Source organism: Peribacillus sp. NPDC058002, from assembly GCF_042886655.1.
GTDB lineage: Bacteria > Bacillota > Bacilli > Bacillales > DSM-1321 > Peribacillus > Peribacillus aracenensis.
Window position 1 is genome coordinate 14,846 of record NZ_JBHVQU010000023.1, and the last position, 12,551, is coordinate 27,396.

Here is a 12,551-nt window from a genome sequence, read left to right on the forward strand (position 1 = left end):
GCCTATTACCCAAGTAATAATAAATTGACTTCCTTCTATTACGAAACTAATATAGTTAAGTCAGCAATATGGAAGGTGGTTTATGATGAACGTTCAGGCCCTTTTGCAAATGAATACAATTTTTATTAGTATCCTAATTGAATCCCTTCCCTTCATTTTACTGGGAGTCCTTATATCTGGAATCATCCAAATGTTTGTGTCAGAAGAGATGATTGCAAAAATCATTCCGAAAAATCCGATCTTATCTGTTCTAACCGCAATAGGTGCAGGAGTCTTTTTTCTTGCCTGCGAGTGCGGGATTGTCCCGATCACCCGCCGTTTGATCGCTAAAGGGGTTCCTCTTTCAGCGGCCATTGCCTTTATGCTTTCTGCACCCATTCTCAATCCGATTGTCCTGTTTTCCACCTATATAGCGTTTGGTAATAGCTGGAGCATGGTTTTCTATCGTGGTGGAATTGCATTCGTGGTCGTACTGATCATTGCATGCATCCTGTCTTTTCAGTTTAAGACAAATCAGCTTAAACAGGAACATATCGAACATTTACATCAACATAAGCTTACATTTAAAGACAAAATAACGGGAATGTTCAAACACTCGATTGAAGAGTTCTTTTCTGTTGGAAAATACTTAATCATTGGTGCATTGCTGGCAGCTGCCATTCAAACTTTTTTGAAAACATCCCTATTGCTTGAAATCGGTCAAGGAAAACTATCCGGGAATGCAGTCATGATGGCTTTGTCCTATGTCATGTCCTTGTGTTCCCAAGCGGACGCCTTTGTTGCAAGTTCTTTTAGAAGTACCTTCTCGCCCTCTTCACTAGTTGCTTTTCTTGTATTCGGGGCCATGTTTGATATTAAAAATACAATCATGCTTTTAGGTACCTTCAAAACAAAATTCGTTTTATGTTTGATGGCCTATATATTTATTTCCGTCTTAGGCCTAACTTTATTGTTTATTTCTTAAAGAGGGTGTTTTATATGGGAAGATTATTCATATTACTTGGACTTACTTTTTTATTCATGCATTTACACGCCTCAGGGAATATATCGAAATACATTAATATGGAATATTCATATGTTTCACAGATTGCCATCTATATACTGGCAATATTCACGTTAATGGGATCTTACTTATATTTTAAAGAAGATAATCAAGAAGAAGGTGATGATTGTCAGTGCGGACATGATCACTCCCAGGAAAATAAGAAATGGAAAAGGAACCTTACTTACTTCCTCTTCTTCATTCCCATTTTAACCGGTCTCTTTTTGCCTGTTGCCACTATGGACTCCAATATTGTAGAAAAAAAGGGGTTTCATTTCCCAGTATATGAAGACTCAGATGAATATAGCCAGCATCAATTCTTGCAGCCGGATACGAGTCTTTATTATGGCAAGGATGACTATTTAACTTTAATGGATAACTCTCTCAAAGGCTTGGTTGATCGTGATAGTCTTCAATTAACAGATGAAAACTACCTAAACGATTTAGAAGCCATCTATTACTCTCCTGGAAAGTTCACTGGCAAGCAAATAACGTTAACCGGATTTTCGTACAATTCAAATGAGCTAGCCCAAAACCAGGTATTCTTGTTCCGGTTTGGGGTCATTCACTGTGTCGCGGACTCTGGGGTATTCGGTATGCTAATCGAATTTCCTGAAGGAATGCATCCCAAAAATGATGAGTGGTATTCCGTGACAGGTGAATTGGAATCCATTTATTATCAGCCATTCAAGAAAACCATTCCCCTGCTCAAAGTATCATCACATAGTAAAATCGCTGAACCGGATGATCCCTACGTTTATAGACAATATTAAAGAATGAATCATGGAAAGGTAAGGATATTCCATTCTTACCTTTCTTTTTAATTACTTCAAACTTCCATTTTATGAAATGCTCTTTTTATCCATTTATGCGAAATTACAGTATGGCCCTCTTAAACTCCATCTGAATCCCATAAATCCCCATTTACCTGAAGCAAGATTACCTGAAAAATGACGAAAAAGTTGAATTTTATTTATATGGGTCATGTTTTTTATATTCCATACCCTTATAATATAAATGCTACATATTTTTTTACCACATCAGGAGGAACTTTCCTAAATGAACAATTCTAAAAACTCTTTCATTCTTGCAGGTACTATTATAGGTACCCTAGTGGCAGGCACTTCCGCTTATGCTGGTTCTTATCAAGTTAAATCAGGGGACACCCTTGATGGAATCTCTAAAGCTAATCATACAACTGTCCAAGCATTAAAGTCTCAAAACCATTTGACTAGTAACCTTATTTTTCCCGGCCAAGTCTTGAAGGTTAATAACCTTAACAACCAAACAGATAAAAATATAGATAAAACCGAAAAATATGTGGTTAAACTGGGGGATACTTTATCAAAAATTGCTAAAAAGTATAACCTTTCCCTTAGTGCCCTGCTTAAATTAAACACTGATATTTCTAATTCGGATCGCATTTATATTGGCCAATCCATCCGGGTTTCCGGAAAAGCCCCTGCATCTAGCTCTGCGGCTAAAAACAGTCCTTCTAATGCTACATATAGGGTCAAATCCGGTGACACCCTGGATAAGATTGCTAGAGTCAATAATATGACTGTCAAACAATTAAAGTCTAAAAACAATTTGACTAGTAACCTTATTTTTCCCGGCCAGATCTTGAAGGTTAATACCCTTAACAACTATACGAATACGAATAATAGTAAAAATACAACTGAAGTTTATGTAGTTAAATTAGGGGATTCCTTATCAACAATCTCTAAAAGATATAACCTTTCCCTTAGTGCCTTACTTAAAATGAACCCTACTATTTCCAATTCAAATCGTATTCGTATCGGCCAATCCATCCGGGTTTCCGGACAAGCCTCAGCATCTGCAATTAAAAAACAGTCCAAATCGACCAAGGCGGATCAAGTTTTGGCTGCTGGCGCTAAATATATGGGCGCGAAGTATGTTTACGGTGCTAGCACTTCACGCACTGATGTTTTTGATTGCTCTTCATTCACATTAAGGGCATTCCAAAGTGCAGGTGTTTCCTTGCCTCGAAATTCAGTGGCACAATCACACGTTGGTACAACGGTATCTTCAAAATCCCTCCAAAAAGGGGATTTAGTATTTTTCGATACTAACAATGATGGTGTAATCAATCATGTGGGAATTTATGCCGGTAATGGTCAAATGCTGAATGCTTCCACATCTAAAGGTGTCTCCTACGCTGACATCAACAGTTCTTACTGGGGACCTAGCTTTGTAAAGGCAGTTCGTGTACTTAACTAAACATTGATGTCAATAACCGATTGTTGGCTAAAAAACACTATATGCCTTGATAAAAGAACAAAAAAGCGTGTTTTGATAAACTATCATACACGCTTTTTTGCGTATTATAATGTCGAATAGCTGCCAACTGGTGCTATGGCTTATAACCATTCTCATTATCTTTTTGGAATCCATCCTATTACTTTTCCAACTTGCATTCTTGTCCTTGATCGAGCCGTATAGATATATCGTAAGTACAGTATCCATACCAAAAAAGAGGCCTTCATAAACAGAAGACCTTTCTTTAAAAATCTGTTCCAGCTGTTTTCAGAAATCCTCTCTCTTTTCGCTGGCTTCTCATCAAAGCAAGCAGCTGAAGGGTTTCGGCTAGCCAGTTATTCGGTAGTAGTGTCGCATATTTCTTCCATCCAATGAGTATTAGAGTAAAAACCATAAAAGCTGAAGCACTATATTCGACCATTCAAGATTTTTTTTGACCTTCACCTTACTATTCGGACTTCGAACACCATTTTGCGCCAAACTCTATGAAAACTCAGTTTGCCTGCAGTTTTTTATTTAAAAAGTTCAGTTGATTTCAGAAATCAGCTCCCTTTCCCTAAAAGGGTTGCTATCTGAATTTTTTAAACGAAGTTGATTGGAGCAGCTGTTCGAGACTCCTGCTTAGAAAAGCGTGTCCAAGGGAGACCCCACAGGCGCAAAGAGCGCCAAGGAGGCTCCCGGACCGCCCGCGTGAGAGCATTTCGAACATGGCATTACTTTAGTTGCTCTTGTTTTTCAAGATACTGCCTCATTTTTTGCAAATATTCCGGGGCATCCATTTGATCTTTCACGACCAATTCTATAAGGCAAAGCTTATCGGCGTTCTGAGCATTTGTAATGGCATCATCCAGTTCACCATTCGTCTCGACCTTTGCTGTAAATGCCTCTTGCCCAAACGCTTCAGCCAGTTTTGTATACTCCCACTCTGGTATTTCATTGTATTTCTGTTTTTCTATATCGACTTTTACGTTCAAGAATTTTTCTATCGTGTAACCGTTATTGTTGAGAATAAACACGATGGGCTTGCAGCCGATCTCCAGCATCGAGCTTATTTCCTGTGCTGTCAGCTGTATCGATCCGTCCCCGGTGAACAAAAGAACACGCCGGTTTCTATCCGCTATGCAAGCACCGAAAGCTGCGGGCGTGGCATATCCGATGCTTTGCCAGCCTCCCTGTGCTATGTAGGTCGCCCCTTTCGGCAGCCTGACCTGTGACATGCCATAAGAGAATGTTCCTGTTTCCGTGACCACAATGTCATTTTCTTTTAACATTTGCTGAATTCGAGGATAATAAGAAGCCGCCTTCAATGGTGCTGATGGGTCTTCAACCATTGTGTCATAAGGAAATGAGATGTTTCCAACAGATTCGTTCTGCCGGTAACCAATGTCCTGGAGTGCATTTAGAATTTCCTCCGCCTTGACATTCATATAGCTGGCTTCCCCCACTTTTACTGTATCAGGTTGAATTTCCACCATTTTCAACGGGTTAAGCTTTGCTGTACCTTTGGAGGTATTGACGTCTGACCAAACAGCTCCAACGGCTATGATGAAATCCGCTTCTTCAACAGTCTGAGTGACATCCTTACTACCGAAAGCTCCGCCGTATACACCGATATACTGGGGATGGCTCTCATCAAACCCGCTTTTTCCCTGCATTAACGAAGCAACTGGAACATTTAACTTCTCAGCGAGCTGCAGTACAGGTTTCTGCAGGTTATAACGAAGTGTTTTCACGTCGACAAGCAGAACCGCTTTGTTTACATGTTCTAGCGTCCCTTTTATATGCTTCACTGCTGACTGCAGCGCATCGACATTCGTTTTGGCCACATTTTCAGAAGCCTCACTGTGAGAAACCAACGGTTTTTCAACAAGATCGATAGCCACTACCAAATAAACGGGCTTTTTCTTTTCTTTCGCGATTCTGATTGCAGCCGGTATCTCCCTTGCTGCATTTTCTGGTGTAAGAATTGCCGTATAACTGGTGATATGCTCATAAACCTTACGGAAAACATCAAAATCTCCATTCATAAACGTATGATGGGCAAGCTCCTTCTCCTGTTGCATCATGGACTTTGGCGAGCCGACAATATGTATGAGCGGCACATTCTCACTGTACGCGCCAGCGATTGCATTACATGCGCTCATTTCACCGACACCAAAGGTGGTGATGAGTGCCGAAATTCCCTTCACACGGGCATAAGCGTCCGCAGCGTATCCTGCATTGAGTTCATTTCGTCCATTTATGAACTCAATCCCATCGTAATCTTCCAAAGTATCTAGCAATGAGAAATTATAGTCTCCAGGCACACCAAAAATCTCTGTAATGCCTTCTGCTTTTAAGCAGTTGTATAAATATTGTCCCAAGGTTCTTTTTTCAGTCAAGTCAATCACTCCTTCAATCGGTCACTCTCTACTTTATTTATACCCAAACATAAGTAGGTTAACCGTAAATATCCATATACTTAAGGTGGATTCGCTACTCTATTACTCTAGTTTTAGCTTTGATGAATGAAATGAGTGAGTGAGACTATCTCAGGCATGGCTCTTATAAAAAATGATTCAATTCCAAATCGAAATATCTGAAAATTCTTGATTTCACCTCTATTTTTGATTTATATTTGAATCACCGGAACAGTGGATAAGGGGGAAAATGATGAGTGATAATAATGTCAAAAGAGTTTTGGAATGCATCATCAACACATCCAATAATAATATTACCGTGACCGATGAAAAAGGATTCATTTTATTCACGAATCCTAACCATTGGTGGATATATGGAATCGAACCGGAACATTATCTTGGAAAATCAGTTTACCAGCTCGAAACGGAAGGAATCCTTTCACCGTCGATTTCCGCCATGGTATTGAAAGAGAAAACACCTGTCCAGATCATGCAGCATACAAAGACGGGGAAAATCGTCATGTCGACTGCCTATCCCATCTTTGATGATGATGGTGAATTGATTCGTGTCGTCAGCTATGCCCAAGATCAAACTGAAATCAGGAACCTCCAGGATCAGTACGGTCAATTGGAGAGAAAGATTCAAGAATACCAATCGGAAGTCGAGGAACTTAGGGAACAGGAAGAGCTGATCTATCGCAGCAAGGAAATGCGGCAAATCGCCAAAACGATACATCGTGTTTCCAAAACGGATGCGACAGTCATGCTTCTTGGTGAATCCGGTGTAGGGAAGAGCGTATTCGCCCGCAGGCTGCACAATCAGAGTTACCGCAGCAAAGAGCCATTCATCGAAGTCAACTGCAGTACCATCCCTGAAAGTCTCTTTGAATCTGAAATGTTTGGATATGAAGCGGGATCCTTCACCGGAGCGCAGAAGCAGGGGAAGCAAGGGCTAGTTGAACAAGCAGATAATGGAACCCTATTTCTGGATGAAATCGGAGAGCTTCCGCTGGATATGCAAGTGAAATTATTAAATGTCCTGCAAGAGAAGACTTTTAAAAGGGTTGGCGGAAAAAAAGAGCATAAGATAGATTTTCGGCTTGTAACGGCAACCAATCAAAACCTTGAGGAAATGGTGGAAAAGGGAACATTCAGGCTCGATTTGTATTATCGCTTAAATGTGATTCCCATCCAAATACCGCCATTACGAGAAAGAAAAGAAGATATTGCCATCTTAATCAATCATAATCTCGAAATCATCAACAAGAAATACAAGTCAGATAAGAAATTGCACCCTTCCACTTATGAAATACTGATTCAGCATAAATGGTCAGGAAACGTGCGTGAATTGGAAAACCTGATTGAACGGCTCATTTTGACCTCGGAAGACTCCATCATTTTCCCTGGCTTTCTCCCCTCCCATTTCCATGGACAAGAATCTTTTGAAAAAATAGATGATACCCTATTGATTGACGATGTGATGGTTGATGATAGTGATCTCAATACCGCTCTCGAACAAGTGGAAAAATGGATGATGATGAAAGCGAGTAAACAATGTAAGTCCACATATGAAATGGCTAAATTCTTAGGGATCAGCCAGCCTTCCGTCGTCAGGAAAATGAAGAAATATAAAGGGCATCTGCCCATTAAGTAAAAGTGAAATGAAAGAAGACATAAAAAATAGGAGACCCTCACAATGAAGGTCTCCTACTTCTTACTTATTTGACACGCCTGCAGATTCAAATGTTGCCATTTCTTTAATGACCAATGTCGCTGCCTTAAGAATGGGGTATGACAGGGCAGCCCCTGTTCCTTCCCCGATTCTCATTCCCACATCGAGGATCGGCTCCTTGCCAAGCAGTTCTATGGCCGTTCTATGACCAGGTTCTGCAGATCGATGTCCAACAAACATATAATCGGCTGCACGTCCGGAAATCAGGTTGGCCAATACAGCAGCCGTGGTTGTAATGAAACCATCAACAAGAATGGGTATACGGTTATTAGCTGCAGCAAGCATGGCCCCTGCCATACCTGCAATTTCGAACCCGCCGATTTTCATCAAAATATCGATTGGATCATCCGGATTAGGATTTCTTGATGAAATCGCTTCTTCAATTATTCTCCGCTTATGTATAATGCCTTCTGACTTCAATCCTGTTCCCTGCCCCACTAGTGATTCAACGCTTTTCCCGCTTACGATGGAGATGATGGCGGTACTGGAAGTCGTATTTCCGATTCCCATTTCACCAAGGATCAGGCAGTTCGCACCACGGGCAATCATTTTCTGTGCACGGTCATATCCAATTTCAAGCGCTTGAATTACTTCTTCCTTAGTCATCGCCTCTTCTTTATAAAAGTTTCTAGTTCCATTGCGGACTTTTCTTGAAGTTAACCCCGGTGCTTCGATATCTGCATCGATCCCTATATCGACAATGTCCAAGTAAGCATCTATCGCGCGGCTCAATACATTGATGGCAGCACCGTCATTCAGGAAATTAAGTGCCATTTGTTCCGTCACTTCTTTAGGATAAGCCGAAATCCCTTCTTCCGTAATTCCATGGTCGGCCGCAAACACGATCACCCCCGGTTTCGAAATGTCCGGAAATGCCAATCCTGTCATCTTGGCCAGTTCGATTATCCATTCTTCAAGCCGGCCAAGGCTCCCCAGAGGAACAGTCAGTGAATCGACATGTCCTTTAACCTGCCTGCCCATTTCTTCATCCAGCATCGGGATGGAGATGGCAGCTAATCCATTGGTCATATTAATCCCCCTACAATCCAAAATGAAAAACCTTAACCACAGGAAAAGGTTCTTATCCATCATCTGCTATAAATACAACTTAGTCCATATAATAATAATCCTCTTGGCTTTCCATTTACTTCGGCACTTCCATTTCATTTAATGGGTAGATACGAAATTTCACTTTGCCCACAAGTGATTTTTCAGAAATAAAACCAAATCTTCTTCCATCCCAACTATTCCTTCGATTATCCCCCATGACAAATAAATGGCCGGCAGGCACCCTGGATTTTCCAAGTAAATCATTCAGGGTGAAATTCTCCGTCAAATTTTCTTCAGGTGGAATTTCCCCTTTTTTTGTTTTCAAATATGGTTCTGTATACTTTTTCCCATTGATAAATAAGACATCATCTTTCATTTCGACGCTGTCACCTGGTAAACCGATCACCCTTTTTATATAATTCTCTTCCGCATCCGGAGCATAAAATACGACCATATCGAAGCGCTCCGGCTTTCCGAATTTAGCTACCACTATCCGGTCATCATTTTCATAAGTCGGTTCCATTGATTCACCCTTTACTGTAACTGGTGTAAATAAAAACTGTTGGCAAATGAACACGATCATTACAGCGAATAAGATAGATTTCAACCACGAGAACAATTCACTTTTCTTATTCTTCATAAAGACTTCCTCCCATCCATTGTAAACGGCCAACGATAATTGCTGTATTTTTTGGCTTGCAGCTCCAAAAATAATTCTTTAGCACGGTTTATCCCTTATGCTTTTAGTTTGCCGGTGATTTTCAGAAGAGATATCCCGAAAGAAATATGTGGAAAAATTGTAACATATCCTTATATCGCTTGCGAGAATAATCATTTTTAGGAGTAAAGAGCAAATCTCAAATCATGAAAAAAAGGATAGCGAGTTTTAGCTATCCTTTTAACATAGTACAAATATTGTTCCAAAACCTTAGTATTTATTCCAGGTCAATACAGTATCAAGTGGCAAACGGACTTTTTCAAATCCTGCTTTAGTTCCTTTTCCAATGGAAATTAACATGACAGGTTTGAAATTTTCCGGTACATTGAATGCATCCACAAATTTGGCTTCATCGAAACCACCCATTGGGACTGTATCGTATCCTTTTGCTTTTGCAGCTAACATGATCTGCATGGAAACCAAGCCACCGTCAATCATGGCTACACTTAAAGCCTTTTCAGCGGAAAAGTTACCGTAATTATGCAGAATAGATGCTACATATGGCTCTTTGATTTCATTCTTCATGATCCCTTTATTGACTAATTCACCATAAATCAGCTCTGCATTTTTGTAGCCTTCTATATCCGCTAAAACGGCAATGACGGCAGATGCATCGACGATTTGTTGTTGGTTATTTGCGATGGGGAGCAATTCTTGTTGGGTTTGCTTATCTTGGATCACAAGGAATCTCCATGGCTGTAAGTTGGAAGAAGACGGTGCTTGGATCGCAATATCCAGGATTTCGCGAATTTCCTCTTCAGTCATCACGTATTCAGCATCGTACTGGCGAACAGATCTCCGTTCTTTTGCTACCGTAATGAAATCCGTATCATTAAGGACTTTAGGCTTTTCAAACGGTATATTCAATTCTTTCGATTTATTTAGGTACTCTTCTTTACTCATTATATTTTTTGTCATTTATTAATGACCTCCATTTAACTGTAATTAATACAGGAACAGTATATAACGCATACTGTTCTTTTGTCAAATACAGTTTATGAAAAACGAAACCATTTCAGTTTCGTTTTTCAAATTATGATTTTGAAAGTAAATCAGCAATCGTTTTCTGCTCCAAGCCTTGTATAATCCAGCTCTCCATCTCGTTTTTCAATCCGCATAAAGCTTCGCGTGAAGATGGTTGAAAGCATTTCTTATCATTCACATCAAGAAAGCCCTTTGAAAAAGGTTCGGATTTAATTGCAGCGTATATATCTGCAAGAATGATTTGGTCGGGATTTTTGGCAAGTGAATAACCTCCATCCCTGCCTTCCTTTGCTTTAATCAGCCCTGCCTTCACTAAATTACTTAATATTTTTCTAAGAAAACCTGACTCCGAATCAAGCTTATCAGCCAATTTATTACTATTGCATAATCCATCATGATCAGCAAGAACAAGCAAGGCTTGTACTGCAAGACTAAACCACATTATACTGGAAACCTTTTCTGACATTTCTTTCACCTCTCCCCTCTACTTTAAACTATTTTTCGATGAATATACAACGATGCATCGAACAAATCTGCCAAAATCTCTTGTTAATGAACATAATCGGGAAAATCCTTTTTGGAACGATGAATCCTTCCAATACATGCTTTTCACTATTCCAAAAATAAACAGACAAATTACTTGTCTTACAAATTATTTCTTTAGGAATACGGTAAACTTACTTAATAGAATAGCTTAGGAAGTGGATGAATGATTTTGAAAAAAATAAATGAACAAATGGATAAAATCATGCCCCTCATCACTCCGTTAAGCGTGGTGATTGGGGTATGATTGGCCGAACATCTAATGGATTACACCTTTCTTGTTCCATGGATATTCGCCTTCATTACATTTTCCGGAAGTTTAGGCTCCAACTTTAAATCTTTGCAACAGGCCGTCACCCACCCTTTACCGGTTTTCATCGTATTGCTCATCCTTCATATGCTCATGCCTATTTGGGCTTTTGGTCTCGGCCACTTAGTGTTTCATGGTGCTTTCACTATTACCGGACTAGTCCTGGCTGTAGTGATTCCAACCGGTGTCACCAGTATGATCTGGGTATCCATTTATAATGGGAATGCCATACTTGCCCTCACCATCATCTTGATCTACACCCTTCTCTCGCCATTCATCGTTCCTTACAGTGTTTCCCTTCTTGGAGGCGGTTCGATCGAAATGGATTTGGGGTCGATTGTGAAAGGATTAATCGGAATGGTCGTTCTTCCCTCCATGCTTGCCATGTTCTTGAATCAGGCTACAAAAGGGAGAATACAATATACACTATCCCCCCGCTTAGCTCCATTTTCCAAGATAAGCGTTGGAATCGTAGTCATATTGAACAGTTCAAAAATCGCTCCTTACTTAACCCATTTCGATAAGAAATTAATGATCATGGCCTTCCTGGTTTTGTTCATAGCAGCTTCAGGTTATGCCCTTTCTTGGATGGTCGGTGCATTTTTAAGATTGGAAAAGGCCGATATCATCACCTTGACATTTACAGGCGGTATGCGAAACATCAGTGCTGGAGCCGTTCTTGCACAACAACCTATTTTCCTGCTGCCGTCGCTGTTCCCGTTGTACTTGGCATGCTGTTTCAACAAATGCTTGCCTCCTTTTTTGGCTATGTCATGGAGAAGCATTTCCATCGTGGTGTGAATGAAGGGCGATCCGCAGAATGATTATATCTCAAGCATCCTTTTTCCCTTTCATCTATATTCCAATTATAATAGGTAAGTGAAACACATTTACATGATTATCCATTACAAATCCTTGGAGGTATTGAAGATGAAAGTTGTTGCAATAGTGGGAAGTATTCGTAAAGAGTCTTACAACCTTAAGCTAGCAAAATATATTCAAACTAGATATCAAGATCGATTTGATCTCGAAATCTTGACCATTCGGGATTTACCTTTTTATGATCAAGATATTGAAAATGACCCTCCATTAGTTGTAAAAGAATTTAAAAGCAAAGTGGCTGAAGCAGATGCAGTCTTGTGGGTAACACCTGAATACAATGGTACGATTCCAGGCGTATTGGGTAATGCAATCGATTGGTTATCACGTGTCGATAAAGTCTTGATCGGCAAACCTTCATGGATCATGGGTGCGTCAATGGGGCAATTAGGAACGGTTAAAGCTCAATTGCATTTACGTGAGATCCTATTCGCATTAGGCATCTCCTCCCCGCTCCTTCCCGGAAATGAAGTATATGTTGGTGCAGTTCATGACAAAATCGATAACGAAGGCAAGCTTACACATGAGTCGACTGTCCAGTTTATCGATACAGTCGTCGATAACTTCATTAGCTGGTATAATCATCATACTCGTTAATGCATGTTTAACAAGAA

Annotated in this window: 10 protein-coding genes and 1 pseudogene; 6 read left to right on the top strand and 5 right to left on the bottom strand. The window is 40.1% G+C overall.

Annotation, left to right across the window (positions count from 1 at the left end; all coding sequences use genetic code 11):
- Nucleotides 1-82 precede the first annotated feature (82 nt).
- From ACFVSH_RS07120 to ACFVSH_RS07130, 3 genes are all read left to right on the top strand, one after another.
- Nucleotides 83-964 carry a permease gene (locus ACFVSH_RS07120; protein WP_387596834.1) on the top strand — a complete coding sequence of 294 codons (882 nt, stop codon included), beginning with the start codon at nucleotides 83-85 and terminating at the stop codon, nucleotides 962-964.
- Between the two features lie 14 nt (nucleotides 965-978).
- Nucleotides 979-1,815 carry a TIGR03943 family putative permease subunit gene (locus ACFVSH_RS07125; RefSeq protein ID WP_387596837.1) on the top strand — a complete coding sequence of 279 codons (837 nt, stop codon included), beginning with the start codon at nucleotides 979-981 and terminating at the stop codon, nucleotides 1,813-1,815.
- Between the two features lie 286 nt (nucleotides 1,816-2,101).
- Nucleotides 2,102-3,283, top strand: a complete 1,182-nt coding sequence (locus ACFVSH_RS07130; protein ID WP_387705384.1) for a C40 family peptidase — start codon at nucleotides 2,102-2,104, stop codon at nucleotides 3,281-3,283.
- A gap of 752 nt (nucleotides 3,284-4,035) precedes the next feature.
- On the opposite strand, the gene ACFVSH_RS07135 is transcribed toward ACFVSH_RS07130, so the two are convergent.
- Nucleotides 4,036-5,703, bottom strand: coding sequence for an alpha-keto acid decarboxylase family protein (locus ACFVSH_RS07135; RefSeq protein WP_387705386.1), 1,668 nt, complete (start codon nucleotides 5,701-5,703; stop codon nucleotides 4,036-4,038).
- A 268-nt stretch (nucleotides 5,704-5,971) separates the two neighbouring features.
- On the opposite strand from ACFVSH_RS07135, the gene ACFVSH_RS07140 reads away from it, so the two are divergent.
- The gene (locus ACFVSH_RS07140) at nucleotides 5,972-7,375 is read left to right on the top strand and encodes a sigma-54 interaction domain-containing protein (protein ID WP_387596846.1); all 1,404 of its coding nucleotides are present in this window, start codon (nucleotides 5,972-5,974) and stop codon (nucleotides 7,373-7,375) included.
- Nucleotides 7,376-7,435: 60 nt separating this feature from the next.
- On the opposite strand, the gene cobT is transcribed toward ACFVSH_RS07140, so the two are convergent.
- The 4 genes from cobT to ACFVSH_RS07160 form a co-directional block, all read right to left on the bottom strand.
- On the bottom strand, nucleotides 7,436-8,482 hold the full coding sequence (gene cobT / locus ACFVSH_RS07145; RefSeq protein WP_387705388.1) for a nicotinate-nucleotide--dimethylbenzimidazole phosphoribosyltransferase: 1,047 nt from the start codon (nucleotides 8,480-8,482) through the stop codon (nucleotides 7,436-7,438).
- A 115-nt stretch (nucleotides 8,483-8,597) separates the two neighbouring features.
- Entirely contained in the window at nucleotides 8,598-9,143 is a 546-nt protein-coding gene (gene lepB / locus ACFVSH_RS07150) for a signal peptidase I (RefSeq protein WP_387705390.1), read from the bottom strand.
- A 288-nt stretch (nucleotides 9,144-9,431) separates the two neighbouring features.
- Complete coding sequence (locus ACFVSH_RS07155) at nucleotides 9,432-10,139, bottom strand: nitroreductase family protein (RefSeq protein ID WP_387705392.1); 708 nt, start codon at nucleotides 10,137-10,139, stop codon at nucleotides 9,432-9,434.
- A gap of 115 nt (nucleotides 10,140-10,254) precedes the next feature.
- A complete protein-coding gene (locus tag ACFVSH_RS07160) occupies nucleotides 10,255-10,671 on the bottom strand; it encodes an Rrf2 family transcriptional regulator (protein ID WP_260284380.1) in 417 nt (138 codons plus the stop codon).
- Between the two features lie 339 nt (nucleotides 10,672-11,010).
- Between ACFVSH_RS07160 and ACFVSH_RS07165 the strand changes: the two are divergent.
- Nucleotides 11,011-11,882, top strand: a pseudogene (locus ACFVSH_RS07165) (bile acid:sodium symporter family protein).
- Between the two features lie 106 nt (nucleotides 11,883-11,988).
- Entirely contained in the window at nucleotides 11,989-12,534 is a 546-nt protein-coding gene (locus ACFVSH_RS07170) for an NADPH-dependent FMN reductase (RefSeq protein WP_192203455.1), read from the top strand.
- Nucleotides 12,535-12,551 lie beyond the last annotated feature (17 nt).